Source organism: Methanobrevibacter sp. (assembly GCF_045114555.1).
Taxonomy (GTDB): domain Archaea; phylum Methanobacteriota; class Methanobacteria; order Methanobacteriales; family Methanobacteriaceae; genus Methanobrevibacter.
The window spans coordinates 52,993-74,609 of the sequence record NZ_JBGUKT010000002.1; the positions used below are offsets into that span (position 1 = coordinate 52,993).

Sequence of the window (21,617 nt, forward strand, 5' to 3'; positions counted from 1 at the left end):
TTTTTTATTTTGGAAAAATTTCCTTAATTTTATTTAACTATTACTTAATGAAGTAATTCTAATATTAATATATTTAAAAAAAATAATTTAAATAGTTTTATATAAATTTTCAGAAAAACAGTTCTTAAATTTATAAAAATAATTAAAAAAAAGTAAAATGAATAGATTCATGAAAATAAAAAAATAGAATTATTCTCTTAATTTAGATAGATTATAAGCTAATCTTAAGCTTCTCACATAACCTTCTACAGTTTGGTCACGGCTTGTATCAATGAAAATCTCATCTATTCCAAGAGTTACAGCACCATAGCTTGGCCATTTGTCAAGAAGCACAAGTGTCCTGAACATGATGTTTCCAAAGATGCCATCATTTGCAAGAAGGATGTTATAACCATCTTCAATAGCCTGTTCCAAGAGAATATAATAGTTTTTTATTGAATAATTCTTTGATACTTCATCACTATCATTATCAAAATTATCCAATTCTTTAAATGTCTCAATTAATTTATTTGTCAATTCTTCAGAGGATATTAAACTTTCATCGATTCTTTCGCTTCTTCCCAAATCATCCTTTCTTCCTTCAGCTAAAATAGCTATTTTAGGCTTTTTACCAAGGTATTGGATGAAATTAGCTGCTTGAATAGCCAAAGTGACTTTTTCTTCAATGTTCTTTCCCTCATCAATGCCTACAGGAGCTAGCAGAAATTCATAATCCTTTAAAAAACTTTCATCGTCTTCTGTATTAATATAAGTGGTTCTGTTGATTGTTTTATCTGATTTGAACTTTTTAATCGCTTTAATGACTTTAGATGCCTTTAGAGATCCTCTGATAACTGCATCAATTTCTGGATTTTTAAATGCTTCTATAAGCTCATCTTCAGTTTTCACTAAAGTTATTTCCAAATCATCAATATCTTTCAATTGGTTAGAAGCCTTTATGATATTTTCATTTTCTCCTAAACCAGCCACTATTCTAATCATAGTAATTGTTTTATTCATTATTTAATTTATAGTTTTATAAAAAATCAGAACTAGAAAAATATCCTATTAAAAATAGTTATAGATAGTCAAAGTATGAAAAATTAGAAAAAATAGATAGAATAATAAAATAAAGTAAAATAAAGTAAAAAAGAAAAAAAGAGAAATAGATAAACTTAGAATTGTTTACCTAATTCGTAAGCTTCTTTTAATTTGTCTTCCTGTTCTTCTGCAACGATTCCTGCTGGACCTGCAGATCCTGCATCAACATGACCAATAACTTCATATCCCATAAAGGTGAATGGAGAGAATTTAGTCAATTCAATGTATGCTTCGTAGGTTCCTTCAGGTTGGTTTTCAGTAAAGATAAGAGCAGCTTTACCGCTTAAGCTTTTATTTGGGTTTTGACCGATTGCATAGAAACGGTCGATAATGGTTTTTGCTTGTGCAGTCATTTGACCATAGTAGATAGGAGTTGCAAAGATTACACCATCAGCTGCAACCAATTCATTGATAATCTTGTTACCATCGTCTTCACGTACACAGTCAGGGTTTTCAGCACAGAACATACATGCTTTACAGCCTGCAATGTCTTCTTCTTCGAGGTAGTATTTAACTACTTCGTGACCGTTTTCTTCTGCCCCTTTAATCATTTCATCCATTAATACGTCACAGTTTCCACCGATACGTGGACTTCCTTGTAATGCAATAATTTTCATCTTTTTTTGCCTCCGAAATATTTAATTGACATTAATAATCAAATGAATATTAATTACATTTAATAATTTATTTTAAAATTATTTAAAGTTTTTTTAATTGAATAATTAATAATAAATAAAATGTTGAAAAATAAAGAGCTGAATAAAACTAAAAATAATAGTAAAATAAAAAAAGAAAAAAGAAATTAGAAAATTTTTACAATTTTCTAAACAAATAAACCGCCAAGTGCTTGTGATGCAAGGAACTTTTTAAAGAAACCAATAGAAGATAATGAAACATCACCAGATTTATAGTCTCCTATAACAGCTTGTAACATAGCATCTCTTTGTTGTGGATTTTTTGCTGCATTTAAAAGAGCATCACAAATTGGTTTAACTGCATCTGCTCCAGCATTTGGATCAGCATTAAGAATGTCAGTAGCAGTAGGAGTAATAACGTTTTCACCATCTTTTAAGGTACCTGCTGCGGAAATAACATCATTAATAGTTTGACTATCGACAGTAGCTACTGCATCAACAGTAACTCCATCATTATTTGCTTCATAAATTTCTTTTGCATAATCTAATGCTTGCTGTTTATCACTAAGGGCAAATACATCTTTAAATGATAATTTTTCATTGGCATCATTAGTTGCAGTAGCGTGAGCCATACCATCAGTAAATACAGGAGTGTAACTGGAAATAGCTCCATTTTCAACAGTGACTAAAAATGCGAGATTACAAGCACCATTGTCATCTACAGGACAAACAAGGATATTTTGAGTAGTTAAATCACCATCATCAAAAATTCCTCCGAAAGCAGCTGCTATTGAAGTTAAAAAAACAACCAATAAAACTGCCATAATAATTCTAAATTTATTATCCATAATTTTCACCTAAACTTTTTTAGAATATGAAGTATATAAACTTAATAAACAATTATAAATTATATTTTATTTATTATAAACCTTTCCTTGATTAAATATCCCAAGCCACTTTCAATGCAGCTTCAATAGCTTCTGATGTCTTTACCAAATCTTCTTCGCTATGTGCACCAGAGATGAAATTACATTCGAATTGGCTAGGTGGAATGAATACACCATTCTTCAACAATTCCCTGAAGTATACCAAGAACCTTTTTGTATCTGACTTTTTAGCTATTTCATAATTGAGAACTGGCTCTGGATTGAAGTAGATTTGGAACATTGATGCAAGACCTACAACCTGCAAGTCCAAGTTCAAGTCTTCAACTATATCTTTCATATTGTCTCTTAAGAAGTCTCCTTTTCTTGCCAATTCCCCATAGAACACATAATCCAATTTCTTTAATGTGGAAAGGCCTGCTTGAACTGAAACAGGGTTTCCGCTAAAGGTTCCAGCTTGGTAAACCTTGCCGTTAGGTGCAATCATTTCCATGATTTCCTTTTTACCTGCATAAGCACCAATTGGGAATCCTCCACCTAATATCTTAGCGAAAGTGACCAAATCAGGTTTGACTCCATAATACTCTTGAGCTCCACCACGGGAAACTCTGAAACCAGTGATAACTTCATCAAAGATCAAGACAATGTCATTTTCTTCAGTGATTTCCCTTAGGAATTTCAAGAATTTGACAGTTGGCTCTACACAACCGATATTTCCCATAACAGGCTCTACGATAATACAGGCGATGTTTTTTCCTTCCTCATCAATCAATTTGGTCATTGCATCCACGTCATTGAATGGTACGGAAAGGGTGTTTTGGGTTGTTTCCACTGGAATTCCTAAAGAATCTGGAAGACATGCTGCACCGGAACCTGATTTTACAAGCACATAGTCATGAGCCCCATGATATGATCCTTCAAACTTGACAATCTTATCCCTACCGGTAAACCCTCTTGCAAGTCTGATTGCAGCCATTGTAGCTTCAGTACCGGAGTTTACAAAACGAACCATTTCAGCACATGGAACCCTGTCGATAATTTCCTGAGCCAATTTGACCTCATTTTCAGTAGGGACACCATAAGCGGTTCCCTTTTGCATCTGTGCAAAAACGTCATTCATGACATCGTCGTCACTATGACCGAGCAATATAGGACCGTAAGCCAAACAGTGGTCAACATAATCGTTGCCGTCAATGTCTTTGATGTGAGAACCTTTTGCTTCCTTTACAAAGAATGGATAAGGTTCAAAAGCACGTACTGGAGAGTTTACTCCTCCAGGAGTGATGGTTTTACTTATTTTAAATAATTCTTCGCTATTCATGATAATAATTCCTATAAGTTTAATTTATGAATTAATTTTAATCATAATCAATTATTATAATATAGTTTATTTATCTTAATTAATAGATATTTCTATTTTATAAAAATTTCTATTTTATAAAAAGTTTAATATAATAAACTATAAAAATCAATTCAAGAAATAAACAATCAACTAATTTTAAAGGATGATAGAATGGATTTATTGGATGTAATGCTTAAAAGAAGAAGTGTAAGAAAATATACTGATGAAGAGATTCCAAATGAGAAAATGAATAAGATCATTCAAGCAGGTCTCCTTGCCCCTACAAGCAGAAACCTAAAGCCATGTAATTTTTTAGTTATTGAAAACAAGGAAACATTAAAGAAAATAAGCAAATCAAAAGCATTTGGAGCTTCATTTGTAAAGGATGCAAATAAGGCAATAGCAGTCATTGCAAACAGCGAGATTTCAGATACCTGGATAGAAGATTCCTCAATAGCTTTAGCATTCATGCATTTGATGGCTGCAGAACAGGATATTGGAAGCTGCTGGATTCAAATCCATTTAAGAAAATCCAAATTGGGAAAATCATCAGAAGACCTTGTACGTGACATTTTAGGAATTGATGATTACTTTAGAATAGTTGGAATATTGGCTTTGGGAATTGAAGATGGACATATGGAAGCTTACAGCCTTGATGATATTGATAAGGAAAAAGTCCATTATCTTCGTTAAATTGTTAAAAAAAGAGCATTAGTTTAGATTTAAAATTTATTTAAAAAAAAAGCAAATTTAGAATGATTTAGGAATCTAATCCCTAAGGATTAAGATTCAATCATTCCCAATATCTAATTGCAAGAAAGTCTTGCAATCTCCCAATAGATATTGATAATCCATAAATTATCGGTATAGTCAAAAAAGTTTAATGATAAAACTTTTTAAACTCTAATAATGAATATGAATTAAATGATATTTAAAGTTTATTAAGGGATTTATAAATTATAGGAAGTGAACTTACAAGCTAAACGAAACTCTAAAACAACTGGGAGTGTTGTTAAAAAACAAAATCTTGCAATAATGTTTTTTCCTACAATTTAAAGGTACATTATAACATCATAATAGCTTATATACTATCATTATGATGATAAAGGTCATGAACCACAAGTGGATAAGGTAAATGACCAGTGCCACCCAAATCTTAGATTGGATAGACATAATGACCCTCCGATAATTTATTGAATTGCCAAGTAGAATTTTATTCAAGGAAAATGATTGAAAACAATTCATGGCAATACAGCAAAAATGCATAATATCACCTCCTGGACTTAAAGAGTTTTGATTTAGATATAAAAATATGTTATTCCTTTTATTTATAGTTTATTTTTAATATAAATCCTTAAAAATTCTTATTTAACCATAATACTAATTTAAAATCATTATAATATTATAACAATCTTGTTATAATATTGGTTTAAATTTGTTAAAAAAAAGTAAAAATAGTTAAAAAAAAAATTAAAAAAAGAATGATTTAAGAGCGATTGCCCTTAAGAATCTAAAAAAAGTTATTGTTCAATGATCTGTTCATCAATAGCCATACCAAAATGTCTTGCGCTATCGTCAATAAATCCTTTGACTTTCATTCCAGGCTCTAGAACTGAAACGGAAATCGGTTCATTATTCTCATCGACTAATCTTATGGTTTCTGCATTTTGAACCAATGACCTTATTTTCATATCCTCATATTCCGCTTCAATCAAAAGAAGAGGCCTTTTTTCTATCTTGGATCTTCCGACAATAGACTTTTTGGTCTTTCCATCCTTATCAACAATCAATACCTCATCACCGGTTTCAAGCTCGCTTAGGTATCTTGTCTTGTTACCTGGAACCATAACATAAGCTTGCACAGGACCAGCATTTACTCTGAATGGCCTTGATGCCACATATTCGCTTTCCAAGCTTTCGCTGTGAATGAAGAACATTGCTTTAGAGTAAGAACCAATGAGCATACCTTCTCCAGGCTTCATCATGGTTGTTGTGTCAATGCACACCCTATCACCTGAACCTACTGGCTCTACATTGGTGATTGTCAAGTCCTTTAAGGAATAGCTTTCTGTAGAAAGCTCATCAATTAGATTTGCAATATCCTTTATCTGTGCAAATTCCTGTGGCTCGAATATGACTCCATCAGTGCCTACTTCCAATGTTTCCATAGCCACTTTCGCATCATCTGCATTCTTTACAGCAGCTATTATTTCAACATTTTCCTTTTGAAGGTCTGCAATGATGTTTTCAAGGGGAATGATTGTCCAATCGGTTGCTACAAGGATTATATAGTCAACAACTCTGCCTAATGTCACTGCCAATTGCTCATGCAACTTGTCGGTAATGACTATATAGGCACAGACAGTTTTTCCACTGTTTTTAGCTTCATTTGCTTTAGCTAAATCTGCTGATTCATTCAAGTTGTCCTTAAGCTCAAGAGTGCCGTCTCCTTCACCATCAATTCCAACCAAATAAATGTCAGCATCTTCCTCATTGGAAATTATCTTGAAGTTTCCAACTTTTCTGATGTTTTCACTGTCTTCTGTATCAAGAACGTAATCGATTCCTGATTCAAGTGCTGTTGTGATGAATTCTTTCTTATCGTCCCAATCTGCTTTTGGGGACATAATCCAAGCGAATTTATTTGACAATTTTAATCTCCTTAAATTTTTCTAATTTTGATTGTTGATATCTTTGAACAATTTTATAAATATGATTGATTTAATCGAGGAATTTCAATGCTTCTTCAACATCCAAATCATTGTGAACTACTTCAGAAATAGCTCTTGTGATTTTTCCAGGGTTTTCAGCTTGGAAAAGGTTTCTTCCAAATGCTACACCTGCTCCTCCAACTTCAAGGGAATCTCTTACCATTTCTAAAAGTTCCCTGTCGGTTTCAACTTTAGGTCCTCCTGCAATGACTACAGGCACTAATGCTCCATCCACTACTTCTTTGAATGAGTCTGGATCACCAGTATAATTGGTTTTTACAATGTCTACTCCAAGTTCAGAACCTACACGTGCTGCATGCTTTACCATTTCAACATCATGCTCGTTTTCCACTTTTTGACCTCTTGGGTACATCATTGCTAAAAGTGGAATTCCCCAGTAACTGCAGGTTTCTGATATCTCACCAAGTTCCATAAGCATTTCAGGTTCAGTTTCAGAACCGATGTTCACATGCACGGATACTGCATCTGCACCTAATTGAATTGCTTTTTCAACACTGGTTACAGTTACCTTGTTGTTTGGGTCTGGGCTTAATGAGGTACTTGCAGACAAGTGTACAATAAGACCTATGTCCTTACCGTATCCTCTGTGTCCAAGTCCTACAATACCTTTGTGCATTAATATTGCATTTGCTCCACCTTGGGAGATGCTTTCAACAGTTTCATCCATGTTAATTATTCCTTTAATTGGGCCACTTGATACACCATGGTCCATAGGAGCAATTACAGTTCTTCCAGTTTTTCTATTGAAAATCCTTTCTAAACGAATTCTTTTTCCTATTTCAGTCATAAGATTAGTCTCCTTTAAATTATAATTAAATTATATAAAATTATAATTAAATTAAAAAATAATATATAATTTAAGTTACCATTTAAATATTTAATGATAAAATATAAAAATCTTATTATGTTTCAAAAAAACATATGAAAATATAATGTATTTTTTTATACATTAATGTATTTTTAAATACAATAATTATTATGTAATTTTTTGTATTTAAATCTTTTTAAAATTGAATGAAAATATAAAATATGATAACCTATTTTAGTTATTTTTAAATAATTGTAGCAATAAAAAAAGAATATGATGAGCGAGAAAACAAATGATGGATTTTATGATTACAATCGTTTAGGAGACCTTTTATTTATTTTTCATAAGAATCATAAAACCTATTTAAACAATGCCTTGGCACAGTACGACTTGAATTTGATTCAGGTATTATGCATGCTTAGAGTGTACAATGAGGAAAACTTGAATCAAAAGGATTTATCCGATAGCCTTTACATTACAAAAGGAGCAATAACTAAGGCTATCAAGAAATTGGAATCCAATGGAATCATAATCAGGCAGCAGTCAAAAGTAGACAAAAGGCATAATATCCTAAAGCTATCCCAAAAAGGAAAGGACCTTATCCCAATTCTCGAAGAAATCAATAATGAGTGGGAAGAGAAAATGGGATTGGACAAGCTTGATGATGAATTCTTCAAGACATTCATTGACTTAGCATTCAAGTCTGCTGAATTGAATGATTGGGAATGAATCAACTATTTTAATTTTTTCTGTAATAATTATAGCCAATAAACTCTTTTTTTAAAATAATTTATAAAATTTTAAATATTTGAATTTTTATAATAGTATACAAGTAAACTATATTTTATTTTTTTGATTTTTTTAATTCCGTATAGTTTATAATTATTTACTTGGTGATAAAATGGATATTAAAAAAGTTGTAGTAGCTGGTGGAGGAGTACTCGGTAGTCAAATCGCCTACCAATCCGCTTTCTGCGGTTTTGACGTAACAGTTTGGCTTAGAAGCGAAGGCTCAATCGAAAGGGCTAAACCTAAATTTGAAAGATTGTTGAATATCTATTTAGCAACAATGGAACAAATGAAAACCGACAAATCTGCATACTGCAGAGGATTCAGCAAAACTCCTGACTTAAGTGATGAAGAAATCGATGCATTGAAAGAGCAAGCTCAAAAAGCATTCGACAGCTTGACACTCACAACAAGCTATGAAGAAGCAGCAGAAGATGCAGACCTTGTAATTGAAGCAATTGCAGAAGACCCTAATCAAAAAATCCCATTCTATGAGGAATTGGCTAAATACTTGCCTGAAAAGACAATTGTTGTAACCAACTCATCTACATTGCTCCCTAGCCAATTTGCAGAATCTACAGGAAGACCTGAAAAGTACCTCGCATTCCACTTTGCAAACAATATCTGGGCTCAAAACACTGCTGAAGTAATGCCACACCCTGGAACAGATCCACAATACTTTGATGCTATCGTTCAATTTGCAGAAGACATCAACATGGTCCCAATCAAAGTATTGAAAGAGCAACCAGGATACGTGCTCAACTCCTTGCTTGTACCGTTCCTCTCTGCAGGACAAGCCTTATGGGCAGAGGAAGTTGCAGACCCTGAAACAATTGACTTGACATGGAGACTTGCTACAGGAGCTCCTAACGGACCGTTCCAAATCTTGGATGTTGTAGGACTTGTAACTGCATATAACATTGTCATTATGGATCCAAGGTCTCAAGACCCTGAAACCACTCAAGGAAAAATAGCTGCAAAGCTTAAGGAAAAAATAGATGCTGGTGAAACCGGTATCAATGCAGGAAAAGGATTCTACGAATATTAATGGCTATTTTAGTTTTTTTAAACAATTTTTAATAAATGATGAAAATCATTTATTTTCTTTTCTTTTTTTACATTTTTATAATGATTTTAAAATATTTTTAATAATAATTGAACTTAACCTAATTATTAGACTGTCCTAAAATTCTTAATTTAAATATCAATATTGATTTTTTTTAATTTAATAATTTGACAAAATTATAATAAAAATAAAAAATATTAAAAAATATTCATATAAAATAAAATTTAACTAAACATTAACCAGGATAAATGATAAAATATTAAATAAAATAAAAAGATTTATAAACATTTTATTATATAAATAATAACAACGATATATTGTACAATATATTACCATAAGACTTTATACAAAATTTATAAAAAAATTCAATATTTTAGGAGATAAAAAATGATCGTAAGTGTAATTGGTGGAACTGGTCCACAAGGTTTAGGAATTGCTCTCAGATTAGCAATTGAAGGTGTAGAAGTTATTGTTGGTTCCCGTAAAGAGGAAAAAGCATTAGACGTTGTTGCAGAAGCTAAAGAAAAATATGCAGACTACGACTTAAACATCAAAGGTTTAGCTAACGAAGATGCAGCAAAAGAAGGAGATATCTTAATCCTCACTGTACCTCTCGCAGCACAAAAACCTACTGTAGAAGGAATCAAGGAATTCTGTACTGACAAGATTGTTTTAGATGCAACTGTACCTTTAGAAACTGCAATCGGTGGAAAACCATTCAGATTCATTGACTTAATGGAAGGATCTGCTGCAGAAAGAACCGCATCTATCCTTGACGGAACCGGTGCAAAAGTTATCTGTGCATTCTGTAACATCAGTAACTCCCACTTATCCAACATTCCAGAAGACATCGACTGTGACTGTTTAATTGCTGGTGACGACAAAGAAGCAAAAGAAATTGCAGCAGAACTCATCAATAAGATCCCTGGTGTAAGAACCATCGATACTGGAATCTTGGAAAAATCCAGAATCATTGAAAAGATTACTCCATTGTTAATCGGATTAAACATCAAATACAAATCCCATTACGGTGGACTCAGAATCACTGGAATTCCAAAATTAGATGAATAATTCCATTGAATAAAAACTCAACATTAATTATCCTATTATAGGATAATTACTCTTTTTCTTTTTTTAAATTACAAAAATTCTTAAATCAATTAACAAAACATTTAAAATACTTTTTATATAAATCCTTAAATAACAATTAAAAGGAGATTAATCATGAGCTTTATCGTAGTTATGGCAGAGCTTGCGCCAAAAGAAGGTGCAGAAGACAAAATAATACCTCTTGCAGAGGCATTGGTTGAAGAAACTCTTAAAGAAGAAGGGAACATAGATTACAAATTCCTTAAATCAGTCAAAGATGGTACCTTCATGTTTGTTGAACAATGGGAAAGCGTAGAAGCTTTAAGCAAGCACATGGCTTCACCTCATTTCCAATTATTCTCAAAAGAATCTGCGGATTTAGCTGAAGGCATGGGAATCAAAGTGCTTGGAGCTGAAGAAGTAAATTTGTATGAATAAATTTTTCTAAATCATTCTATTTTTTCCGATAAGTTTTTACTTATCTTTTCTATTTTTAATACATTTTACATCAATTTGTCTTATGATACAAAATTTATTTTTAATACATTTTACAGCAATGATTTGTCTTATGATACAAAATTTTATTATGCTCTTTTTTTAAACTATTATTATGAACATTATAAAAAATCTACCTTTGGCAATCACTGGGCTGATTTTGGCTATTTTATCATTAGGCAAAATATATACAGATTTCAGGGGTTTATTTTTTATAATCGGATCAATACTGATATTCATGGTATTGCTAAAGCTTGTTTTACACTTGGATGCATTCAATAATGAATTAAACAATCTGATTGCATTAAGCACATTCGGTACATTTTCAATGGCTTTAATGTTATTCAGCACATACCTAAAACCACTATTCATGCCATTATCCGAAAGCATTGCCCTTGGAATATGGATTTTAGGAATAATCATTCATTTATCAATTATCATTTTATTTACAAAGAATTACGTTTTAAAGAATTTTAACATTGAAAACGTATTTGCAACCTGGTGGATTGTTTACATTGGAATAACAATGGCTGCGATTACAGCACCAGCATTTGACCTATCTCAATATGGATTTATCTTCTTTGGAATAGGTTTCATACTTATGATACCAACACTCATTTTGGTCTCATACAGATACCTTAAGTTTACTGCAATAGAGGATAAAAATAAACCATTTATTTGCATCTATGCTGCAATTTTATCAATCATTATTGTCGGATACGTGAATGCATTGAATATTGATGGAAACTTCCTGTGTGTTATCTACATAGTTGCATGCATTTTTTATGTTTTTGCAATTTATCAGGCCATCAGACTATTGGTTTTAGAAAAATTGCAATTCATGCCAAGCTTTTCAGCATTTACATTTCCATTTGTAATAAGTGCAATAGCTACTGGTGAAGCGTATAAATTCTTTGGATTTAGTATTTTAAACTATTTATTCTATATACAAGCAGCCATAGCATTGATTTTAGTAATATTCGTTTCATACAAATACTTGAAATTCCTAATGGAAACATAAAGGATTCATTATGAATCCTATTAAAAAAATAGTAAAAATAATTAAAAAAATTAATTCAATTCAAACACTTTAATATCCTCATAGATTGGCCCTTGAGGGGTTAAAGTGCTCTTTTTTAAGCAGATTTTAGAAACAGTGAAATTTCCAATTTCAATATTTTCCAATTTTTCAATTGTTTGCCTTATCTCTTTTTTATTCTTAGGACTTTTCACTCTTCCGATAGTCAAATGGGAAATGAAGTTCTTTTCCTTCTTGAATCCTAATTTTTTAAATTCCTTATCAAGGTCCTTTTGAAGATTAATTATTGGAGAGCCTTCATCCAATCCCAACCATAGAACTTTAATTACATTTTTATTTGGGAAACAACCACATTTCTTAATATTCAAATCAAAAGAAGAGTAATTTTTTATGACTTTATTGACTGCATCAGCAATATCTTCAACCATATCCAAATCAATGTTTCCAAAGAACTTCAAGGTAAAATGCATGTTCTTTGATGGAACATATTTTATATTGGCATTTGTCTTCTTAAACTCCTTTTGAACATCTAGAATCTTAGGCACCAATTCTTGATCAAGTTCAATGGCTAAAAAGCTTCTGATGTTTTCAGATTTACTTGTTTTCATATGAACACCCTAAATTATCTTTTAATATACTGTCCAGGATTCAAAAAGTCATCTAAAGAGTTTAAATAATCTCTTGCTAATTCTTCACTATTTTGATTGGAAGTCTCATAATTGAATTGATTGTCCAAACCATTTAGGAATTCATCTATTTCAATAGGTTTACAATCATCACTGCAAATAGCTTCTTTTATGTTCTTTCCAATCTTGAAGATATGAATATGATCATCATCAAGGGTCTTTTCTAAAAATTCTTTTGCAGTCTTAAACTCTCTTTCCCTTGTTAAAACCATAAATTCATCTAAAGGATATAAAGAATCCTGCCATTTCTTCTTGAAATTGTCACAAGCTTTCTTAGGCCATACTTTAGGACCTTTGTGTATGTAGTATTTTCCTTGCTTGAATACATTGAGCTCTATGGTAAAAATAACGAATCTCTCTTCATCTGTCCAATAATCATATTTAAATACAGAAAATTCTTCCATCTCTATCTTTTCACATATGGAACTGACAGTTTTGAGTAGTTGTGGATGAAGGGCATCAGCAGATATGTTTTCAGGAATTTTAAACTTTAAAATCAATGTTTGGGTTTGTCTATCCTTAAAAGATTCCATAATGATTTTAGCTATTTCTTCATTGGACTTGTCTGATAAATGCTCCTTTTCAAGAGGCTTGAAGAATTCAATTATCTTTTCTTCCCTTATCTTTTCATCCAAATCATTATCATCAGCAATGGCTAAAAAGTTTCTTGAAGCAACAATGAAATCAACATACCTTTCCATTCTTAAAGCTGCCCCAACATTTCTGTTTTTATCTGTTGGGTCAATGAAAACAAGAGGATCATCTTTAAAAATAGCATTTCCTGCTGTACCGTAACCTTCCAAATCAATTTCAGTGTGTTTTTTCCAGTTCTGAGCAGCCCTTAAAGTTTTTTCAAAAGTGCCATACTTTAAGATAAGCAATTCACATAAATATCCTGCAAAACCACCTGTCTTGAATTCAGAACCATAAGTTCCAACAGCATCCATAAACTTCTTAAGCAATAGAACCTCATCTTCCTGCTCTTTTCTTAAATGCCTTTGAATATATTTTGTATGCAAAATTGTTCTATCAACAGCAGAAATAATGGATTGGCCCTCTCCAATAGCATAACAAGGAACTATATCAACTTCAAAGCCATCTATGTCACAGGTCAAATAGGGATGGGAAGCGTAATGCTCTGAAGGGTTTCCATCTAATGCATCATTGGTTTTATATGCAATATCCAAACCCTTTTCCTTAAGGTAATCCATATCTGTATCAATAGGAAAACTAATGAAAATGTCTATATCAGATTTACCTCTTAACCAAGTGTTTTTTGCAACAGAGCCAACTGCATTGGCTTTTGCGTCAATGCCCTTTTTTTCACAGAGTTCATTAATAAAATCAATTACCTTTTCAGTAGTTTCATTAACTGCATCAATCTCCTCAGGAGTTGGTCTTAATTGTTTTAATATTGATTCATAATTCATTGTTTAGTTCCTTTAGTTAATTTAAAATCTGATTTGAAATATATAGTCGTTATAATTATATTATAATTTTTATTAGTTTTATAATTTTATAATTTTTAGAGCTTATTATAAAAATAGAATTTCAAAATAGAAATAAAAAGAATATAAAAAAAGTTAAAAAAATATAAAAAAAGCTAAAAGAATAAAGAAGAAAATTAAGCTGTTGTCTCTTCCTTATTTTTAGCAAATTCACCTAAGAAATTAACTGGTTCTCCTGCTTTTGCCCTGTCATGATACTCCGCTGTTGCAGAGAACAATGCATCCCCACTTGAGTTAAGAGCGGTTTCACAGGAGTCTTGAATTACCCCAATGATGAATCCGACAGCAATAGCTTGCATGGAAATGTCTGCAGGTATTCCAAACAATGAACAAGCCATTGGAATAAGCAATAATGAACCTCCAGCAACACCTGAAGATCCAGCTGCCGCCAATGTAGAGATAATACATAAAACAATGGTTGTAGGCAAGTCTACACTAATTCCCAAAGTATGACAAACAGCTAAAGTCATTATTGTGATTGTAATAGCTGCACCTTCCATGTTGATTGTAGCTCCAAGTGGAATACTGATTGAATAGAAGTCCTTGTCAAGCCCTAATCTTTCACAAAGTCTCATATTCACCGGAATGTTCGCTGCTGAACTTCTTGTAAAGAAAGCAGTTATACCACTTTCCTTAAGGCAAGTGAAAACAAGAGGATAAGGATTGCGTCTTAAAGCGAATGCTGCAATCAATGGATCTGTAATCAATGCAACTGTTCCAATACAAGCAACAAGTAATAAGATTAATTGTCCATATTGAATGAAAATGCTTAAACCGCTTTCGGCCACTGCACTGAATACAAGTGACATAATACCGATTGGAGCAAATTGAATGATTCCTTTTACAATCAAGCTTGTAGCGTTTGCACAGTCTTCAAATACATTCTTTGTAGTGGGACTTCCAACTTGCTTCAAGCAGATACCAAATACGATTGCCCAAAATAGGATTCCAAGGTAATCCCCTTGAGAGAGTGACTGCAATGGGTTAGTGAATATATTCAATAGCATGTTGCTTATGACTTCACCTAAACCTCCTGGAGCAGTTACTTTACCTGCTTGTGTAAGATGCATTGACACTGGGAATAGGAAACTGCCAGTTACTGCAACCATAGCAGATAGGAATGTTGAGAATATATATAAAACAATTACAGTCTTGAATCTGCTTCTTATACCATCTCCAGCTTTAGACAAAGCTGAAGCAACCAATACAAAAACAAGAAGTGGAGCAATAGCTTTCAATGCACTTACAAACAATTGGCCTAAAAGCCCAATCATTTCATATTGTGGAACTGTAAGGCCTAAAATTGCTCCAATTATCAATCCAATAAGTATCTTTAATATTAGGCTGGATTCAACCCATTTTTCAACATATTTATTCATATTATTCCTCTAAAAAATCATTAAGATATTAAAATTATTAATTTGAAAATTTAAATTATTTAATAATTCAATACTTAATTAGATATAGTATTTTATAATGTAAATAATTATTGAAAAAATTATGGGAAAAATGGAAAAAGAAAATATAAAATTAAAAAATATTTAAGTAAAAAGTTTAAAAAAAAGAAATAAAGAAAGGGATTAGTCTAATTTCTCCTTCCAATCCTCATTGTCATCATCAATATCCCTTAATCTGTAGAACCTATCAGTGACTATTTCACATGCATCATACATATCTTCGAAACCATCAGCACTTTTTCTGCTTTTAGCTATACGGCTACTGCGGATTCCAATATCTGAAGCTTCAGAGTAAGCGTCAATATCTGCTCCTATGAATACAAATTCCCATCCGCTACTTTCAATTAAATTCTTTATTTGATCCCTTTTGAACTCTCTGGAAGCATTTTCATAACCATCTGAAGTTATGATACACATAGCGGAGCCTACTTTGTTTTTATAGGTGTTTACAGTTTTTCCAATTGAATCAAGCAATGCTGTTAATCCTCTAACATAATACTCTTTTTCAGTAAGTGGCTCAACTTTAGATATAGGTTTTCTGGAATATAGGACTTCATATCTGTCATCAAAGAGAATGGTTGTTACAAATATATTGTGGTTTTTCTTTGATTGTTTTTCAATGAAAGCATTAAAACCTTTGATGGTGTCACTTTCACTGCCACCCATAGATCCGCTTCTGTCTAAAATGAAGAATAAGTCCATTTCTTCATCTTCAATTTTAATGTTTGCAAGTTTCTCATCATTGTAGTCAGTTATAACAGTTTTGTTTTCGTTTTTCATATCATTTCCCCCATTTACATTAGTTTTAATTTTGTTTTCTTGGTTTTCTTCATTTAAATTTTCTTGCATTTCTTCAAGATCAGAGATTTCACCAGAATCCTGATTGTCGATTTTTAAACTTTCATTATCCATAAAATACCCCCTTTAGTTTAGATTATAAAAGTAAAAATTTTTATTCTTCTCAACATCCACTCCCCCTTTAATGTTTATCTTAACAGCTAAGGTGATTAATGGTGTATTCTAAAAACATACTGAATGTTGAAAAATGATTAGCAAATTAGATATCAACCCCCCTATTTTGAATTCATTTTTCTTCGACAATACTAATATATACTTCATAGTATATAAAGATGTCCTTTTTTTTAAGAACAGATTAATAAAAATTAAGAACATTATAAAAATGTTCTTGGATTTATCATTTCAAACATATAACATATGATTAGAAAAATTATTAAAAACAGATTAAATTTAAAATAAAGGACAATAAGACTTTTCAAATACATTTTCTAACAATAATATATTTCAGTTACTTATAAAGGTTTGTAGTTGATTAATATTAAAAATAAAAAATAAAATTAAAAAATTGAAAAATTAATTATTAGAAATTAAAAAATAATAAAATTAAAAAAGAAATTAAAAAAGTAAAAAAATTAAAGATTAATTATCCTACTTTCTCAATTTTGATTGGACCATCGTTTTCTGTGTAATAAAGCACATAGGTTCCTGGTTCCATTCCTTCATGTTGACCTGTTTCATTTTCGGATACAGTGAAAGTTTGCTTTTTCAATACATCCCCAGAATCTACGGCATTAGAGTTTGCATTTGTATTGTTTGCATCATTAACTGTTTTATTTGCATTAACTGCTGATGCATTTACATCTGTAGTGTTGACAGTTAAATTTTGAGTAATGTTATCAGTTAAATTCTCTGCATTATCAGTTAGGTTTAAATTAAGCACATCATTGTTAGGAACAAGATGCAATGCAACAAAACCGACAGCAATAAGAGCTATTAATGCAACAATAAAAGCTATAATAAGTTTTTTATTCAACATATTGAACCTCCTTAATGAAATTAATAAATTAAATAAATTAATTCTTAATAATATTTATGTTGAAGATAAATTTAAAAATATCTATTTTTTAGTAAAAAAGTATAATTTTATCATTTACAGATTTAAAAATAGCTATTTTTTAGTAAAAAAGTACAATTATCTAAATGAAGGTTTAAAAAATCTATTTTTCTGCAATAGATTCATCCTTTCTTTCATATACAAATTTAGGAACAGCATGTTTAAATGGATCGAATGTTTCAGGATTCTTTACCTCAACGCATTTCATGCTTACTTTAGAGTGAAGGGAACTAGGAAGTCTTAAAATCCTCTTTAAATCAATGGTTACCTTTGCATCAATTGTTGCAAGGTTCACTCTTGCCATGGCATTTACCATATCCTTATACCTTCTTGGACCAATAGCTTGCTTGAATGCCCCCCAATCATCATCGTAAAGGTAATCCCTATTCTTTACCATGTCCTTCAACAATCTATTGTTGATTCCATCAAGCTTCTCATCTCCCTTCAAGTGAAGAATGTTATACTTTACTTTTTCAGTGAAAATCGCAGGATAAGCTATTGGAATTGAGAAATGCTCAAAATTGTAAGGCTTTCCACCTGGAGTGACATTCGGATACTGTGATTTTGGAACTTCAGCACCAGCAACATATTTCAACACTTCACCTCTTAAGTCACTGTCCGCTTCCATCATAACAGGGTCAAGTATCCTTATGTGGAATCCTCTTCCTGAATAAATCAAATGTATGTTCTTAAGGCCCAAATCACCTTTTAAAGTGTCTAACATAATGTTCACTCTCTCAAGAGCTTCCCCTAAGCAAATCTCGCAGACTCCATCACAACTGCAGGAACGAATAGGCAAATCCTTTGCATCAATATCAAAAATATATTCTGCCTTTTCCCATCCTCCACGATTTCTTGGGCTTGCATAAAATGCTACAGAAATGTATGCTGCAAATGGGGCTTTGGTTCTTAAAAATCGCTTGAGAGGCCTTGTTCCAAAAAACACTTTATAACGGTCATTAGGACCATGTCCTAAGTGGTCAAAACCGAATTCCCTTTTAGTGATTCCATCTGCGATAAAGTCAGGAATGTCCTTTTCAGACCATTCCTCCCTATAATATCTCCTTCTTTCTTGGATACTTGATTGGCCAAACATATAATCACCAAAAGTCAAATTCTAAAAATAAATTAAATTCAAATATTTTATAAATTTCATAATTTATTAAATAAAAATAAATTAAATTCAAATATTTTATAAATTTCATAATATTTATTAAATAAAGTTTTTAATTGATTTAAATAAATATTATATATAAGTAAAAATATTTATGATTTATATAATACTTAAAACTTATTATAATGAAAATAGCTAATGAAAAAAGCAAAATTTGAAGGAAAAATAGCTAATAAAAACTGGAATGGAGAATTTAAATGCTAAGTGAAGAGGAACTTAGAAGACTTATAGAAAGCTTAAGCATAAGGGAAATCATAGAGCCTGCATTGGATAAGTGGATAGCTTACGAATCAACCGGAAAAACAATCATCAACCTAAAGACAGGAAAAGTTCAAGGAATTGGATTGAATATTAACGAATTGCTTGATATGAGCCATGACAGCGAGCATATTGAACTATATAAAATAGAATCTGAAGAGGAATTGTATGATGAAGAGGAGATTCTAGATGATGATGAATACGAAAGATTCCTTGAATTTAAACTAAAAAAAGAAGAGAATGAAGAGTATTTTGATGACTATGATCCAGAACTCTTAGATGAATTCTGCAAGATTGAATCAATAGACAAAAAAGAAAGACAGATGAAGATTCTTATTGAAGATTATGAGGAATATCATTTCAATAACTATCAGGATTTTGAGCATTCTATAATCTTAAGATACTACGATGAAGAGGATTATACATATTAATTATTTTCATCCAAATTTCTCAAATGATTTCACCTATTCTTTAGAATCATTTTTAGAATCCCCTTTAGAACTATCGTCAGATGGCAATTCACCATTCTTGCTCATTATCCATTTTTTCCTTGAATAATAACTCAATGGATTGTTTATCTTAGCGCAATCCTTATTTTCCTTACAAAGATGCGGAAGATGCATCTTGATCTTTTCACAACTCATTGGAGTGTACCATTTGGTCTCTCCCTCATTTTCAAGACTTACTTCCTCATGCATTCCAAAACCTAATTTTGATATGATGTTTATCTTTTCTTGAGGCTGGTCTTCAAATAAAGGAGGTGTACAATTGTCTGCAGCTTCAAAAATAAGTGGCAATATCTCATTTAAGGTTATGTTAAGGTTTGTATCAATGTCTGAAACCTTTACTGTCCTATCAGAGCCAAAAATACCTGGATAAAGCCTTGCATAAGATACAAATGAAGTCAAAAGCAATACGATTGCATCATTTCTTCCACCGGATGAAACACCATTTACAGTGTTTTCAATGCATGGAGGGAAAGCTTCCCTAATGAGTTTTCCAATTTCCATATTGCCGTAAGCGCCACCGCTTGCATAATAAGTGCTGTATTTAGCTAATGATTCTGTAATTGTCTCATCGAGCATTTCACCTAATTCAACAATGGCAGGATGCATTTCAACTATAGCCAATTGATCCTGAATTGACTTTATGTAATCTTCAGTCTTCTGCATCAATAGCTTAGTTAAAATAAGCTCTCTCAAATTGTCTCCAATCAAGATATCATAAATCCTCTCTGGAGACCTATCACTGAATTCATCACCAAATGAGTAAACAAACTCTTCCCTATCCAAAACTATTTCACCATTTAGAAGAACCAAGTCTGTCAAGGATAATTTCTTAGTGGCTATCAAATCCTTTAAGAAAGACCATTCAATGCCATCTTGAATAAGCAAATCGCTTAAAATCTCTTCTACAGCCTCTTTCCTTTCAGATAATGGAAGCTTGATCAATCTGTCCTCAATCATCAAACCTTGGGATTCCACAAACAGCTTAACCTCACGGGAACCTGGCCTAAACTTATTTGCAATAGCTTGAGCCAATATGTGAAAGACAATGGTATCATATTCAGCTATTCTTTCATTGAAAAAATAAGCATAATCGTTAGGATTAAAGTCCTTATTGTTTTTACGTTCAATATACCATTTTATACGATTTAAAGCCAAATCGACAAGAGTTTCAGGAACAACCTCCTGATTGGAAATGGTCTGACGATTGGTATGAATAACAATATCCATAAGATCATCATTATGTGAATATATCTCTTCAAGTCCACCTAATCCCCTTACAATATTCCTTCCTTCCTGTGATAGGGGATTCAAATAAGAAACTAAAACCATTTAATTACTCCTAAGCTCTCATGACTATTTTCAACAAAAATAATATATTGATATTTTTAAAAAAATCAGCTTTTATATATTATACTATAATTCAATACATTTAAATAATTTTTTATAGGATTGATAAATTTTTTTAATTAAATTACATTTTCTAAAATAAACCTAACTTAATTAAATGATAAAAATATTGATTTGATGATTTAAAATTATTAAAAACTTGATAAATCATATCTAAATTAAAAAATAACAGTTATACAATTAAATTGAGTTGAAATATTAGCAAATATTTAAATAATGATAAAATAAAAAGAATATCTATGGATTCAAAAGGAATAATCAATATAGAACTTTTATTTTGCACCTTGATTCTAATCCTGCTTTTAATTGTAAATCTGCATATGATAGAAAAAGACCTAAGCTCAGATATTGAAATTCATGAAAACAGCGAAGGCAGATTTTTAGCAACCCATATTGCAGACTCGATAAATGAGGTCAATTCAAATGAATATGGATTCAGGAAAAAGATCAAATTACCTGAATCAATTGAAGGGAACTTTTATAAGATCATTGTAACGGAAAGAGAGACAATAGTTGAATTTAATAATAAAAAAGGAAAATCCGTTATTAATCCAATTAAACTTATTGATACAAGCAATAAATCAATAGAAAGGATTGAATTATATAACGGAAGAACTTATTTGATTGAAAAAACATTGGTAAATGACAATAAGACAAATACAATCAACCAAAGCTCAATTTTGATTAGGCAAATAGGCAATTAGATTAATTTAAATATAAATATTCAAGTTTTACCTAAAGGAAAAT

General features: G+C 31.4%; 21 protein-coding genes. 8 read left to right on the plus strand and 13 right to left on the minus strand.

The window, feature by feature from the left end:
• Positions 1–189: 189 nt before the first annotated feature.
• The 4 genes from mtxX to hemL form a co-directional block, all read right to left on the minus strand.
• A complete protein-coding gene (gene mtxX, locus ACJMLB_RS00265; protein ID WP_405322706.1) occupies positions 190–981 on the minus strand; it encodes a methanogenesis marker protein Mmp4/MtxX in 792 nt (263 codons plus the stop codon).
• 173 nt (positions 982–1,154) lie between these two features.
• Entirely contained in the window at positions 1,155–1,697 is a 543-nt protein-coding gene (locus ACJMLB_RS00270; protein ID WP_298536303.1) for a flavodoxin family protein, read from the minus strand.
• A gap of 206 nt (positions 1,698–1,903) precedes the next feature.
• On the minus strand, positions 1,904–2,563 hold the full coding sequence (locus ACJMLB_RS00275) for a DUF4012 domain-containing protein (protein WP_405322708.1): 660 nt from the start codon (positions 2,561–2,563) through the stop codon (positions 1,904–1,906).
• Between the two features lie 91 nt (positions 2,564–2,654).
• A complete protein-coding gene (gene hemL / locus ACJMLB_RS00280; protein WP_405322709.1) occupies positions 2,655–3,920 on the minus strand; it encodes a glutamate-1-semialdehyde 2,1-aminomutase in 1,266 nt (421 codons plus the stop codon).
• A 192-nt stretch (positions 3,921–4,112) separates the two neighbouring features.
• Between hemL and ACJMLB_RS00285 the strand changes: the two genes are divergently transcribed.
• Positions 4,113–4,634, plus strand: coding sequence for a nitroreductase family protein (locus ACJMLB_RS00285; RefSeq protein WP_405322711.1), 522 nt, complete (start codon positions 4,113–4,115; stop codon positions 4,632–4,634).
• A gap of 827 nt (positions 4,635–5,461) precedes the next feature.
• On the opposite strand, the gene ACJMLB_RS00290 is transcribed toward ACJMLB_RS00285, so the two are convergent.
• Both ACJMLB_RS00290 and ACJMLB_RS00295 read right to left on the minus strand, forming a co-directional pair.
• Positions 5,462–6,592: a 3-dehydroquinate synthase II gene (locus tag ACJMLB_RS00290; RefSeq protein ID WP_405322713.1), complete on the minus strand. Its 1,131-nt coding sequence runs from the start codon at positions 6,590–6,592 to the stop codon at positions 5,462–5,464.
• Positions 6,593–6,662: 70 nt separating this feature from the next.
• Entirely contained in the window at positions 6,663–7,460 is a 798-nt protein-coding gene (locus ACJMLB_RS00295) for a 2-amino-3,7-dideoxy-D-threo-hept-6-ulosonate synthase (RefSeq protein WP_405322715.1), read from the minus strand.
• Positions 7,461–7,757: 297 nt separating this feature from the next.
• On the opposite strand from ACJMLB_RS00295, the gene ACJMLB_RS00300 reads away from it, so the two are divergent.
• The 5 genes from ACJMLB_RS00300 (at position 7,758) to ACJMLB_RS00320 (ending at position 11,941) form a co-directional block, all read left to right on the plus strand.
• Entirely contained in the window at positions 7,758–8,210 is a 453-nt protein-coding gene (locus ACJMLB_RS00300; RefSeq protein ID WP_298536314.1) for a MarR family winged helix-turn-helix transcriptional regulator, read from the plus strand.
• Positions 8,211–8,382: 172 nt separating this feature from the next.
• Positions 8,383–9,318 (plus strand): 3-hydroxyacyl-CoA dehydrogenase, encoded by a 936-nt coding sequence (locus ACJMLB_RS00305; protein ID WP_405322717.1) that lies wholly within the window; start codon positions 8,383–8,385, stop codon positions 9,316–9,318.
• Positions 9,319–9,723: 405 nt separating this feature from the next.
• On the plus strand, positions 9,724–10,407 hold the full coding sequence (gene npdG / locus ACJMLB_RS00310; protein WP_012955793.1) for an NADPH-dependent F420 reductase: 684 nt from the start codon (positions 9,724–9,726) through the stop codon (positions 10,405–10,407).
• 153 nt (positions 10,408–10,560) lie between these two features.
• A complete protein-coding gene (locus ACJMLB_RS00315; protein ID WP_298535205.1) occupies positions 10,561–10,863 on the plus strand; it encodes a putative quinol monooxygenase in 303 nt (100 codons plus the stop codon).
• Between the two features lie 172 nt (positions 10,864–11,035).
• Positions 11,036–11,941 carry a hypothetical protein gene (locus ACJMLB_RS00320; RefSeq protein ID WP_405322720.1) on the plus strand — a complete coding sequence of 302 codons (906 nt, stop codon included), beginning with the start codon at positions 11,036–11,038 and terminating at the stop codon, positions 11,939–11,941.
• A 50-nt stretch (positions 11,942–11,991) separates the two neighbouring features.
• On the opposite strand, the gene thpR is transcribed toward ACJMLB_RS00320, so the two are convergent.
• The 6 genes from thpR to priS form a co-directional block, all read right to left on the minus strand.
• Positions 11,992–12,567 carry an RNA 2',3'-cyclic phosphodiesterase gene (gene thpR / locus ACJMLB_RS00325; protein WP_405322722.1) on the minus strand — a complete coding sequence of 192 codons (576 nt, stop codon included), beginning with the start codon at positions 12,565–12,567 and terminating at the stop codon, positions 11,992–11,994.
• A 14-nt stretch (positions 12,568–12,581) separates the two neighbouring features.
• Positions 12,582–14,075: a CCA tRNA nucleotidyltransferase gene (gene cca / locus ACJMLB_RS00330; RefSeq protein ID WP_405322724.1), complete on the minus strand. Its 1,494-nt coding sequence runs from the start codon at positions 14,073–14,075 to the stop codon at positions 12,582–12,584.
• 194 nt (positions 14,076–14,269) lie between these two features.
• Complete coding sequence (sstT, locus tag ACJMLB_RS00335) at positions 14,270–15,532, minus strand: serine/threonine transporter SstT (RefSeq protein ID WP_405322726.1); 1,263 nt, start codon at positions 15,530–15,532, stop codon at positions 14,270–14,272.
• Positions 15,533–15,733: 201 nt separating this feature from the next.
• Positions 15,734–16,522 (minus strand): vWA domain-containing protein, encoded by a 789-nt coding sequence (locus ACJMLB_RS00340; protein ID WP_405322728.1) that lies wholly within the window; start codon positions 16,520–16,522, stop codon positions 15,734–15,736.
• A 529-nt stretch (positions 16,523–17,051) separates the two neighbouring features.
• On the minus strand, positions 17,052–17,444 hold the full coding sequence (locus ACJMLB_RS00345; protein WP_296854681.1) for a hypothetical protein: 393 nt from the start codon (positions 17,442–17,444) through the stop codon (positions 17,052–17,054).
• A 181-nt stretch (positions 17,445–17,625) separates the two neighbouring features.
• Positions 17,626–18,618, minus strand: a complete 993-nt coding sequence (gene priS, locus ACJMLB_RS00350; protein WP_405322730.1) for a DNA primase catalytic subunit PriS — start codon at positions 18,616–18,618, stop codon at positions 17,626–17,628.
• A 275-nt stretch (positions 18,619–18,893) separates the two neighbouring features.
• Between priS and ACJMLB_RS00355 the strand changes: the two genes are divergently transcribed.
• Complete coding sequence (locus ACJMLB_RS00355; protein ID WP_405322732.1) at positions 18,894–19,385, plus strand: hypothetical protein; 492 nt, start codon at positions 18,894–18,896, stop codon at positions 19,383–19,385.
• A gap of 33 nt (positions 19,386–19,418) precedes the next feature.
• Here ACJMLB_RS00355 and ACJMLB_RS00360 read toward each other — a convergent pair whose 3' ends face one another.
• Entirely contained in the window at positions 19,419–20,792 is a 1,374-nt protein-coding gene (locus ACJMLB_RS00360; RefSeq protein WP_405322734.1) for a DNA primase, read from the minus strand.
• A gap of 317 nt (positions 20,793–21,109) precedes the next feature.
• Here ACJMLB_RS00360 and ACJMLB_RS00365 point away from each other — a divergent pair, with 317 nt between their 5' ends.
• Positions 21,110–21,574, plus strand: coding sequence for a hypothetical protein (locus ACJMLB_RS00365; protein WP_405322736.1), 465 nt, complete (start codon positions 21,110–21,112; stop codon positions 21,572–21,574).
• Positions 21,575–21,617 lie beyond the last annotated feature (43 nt).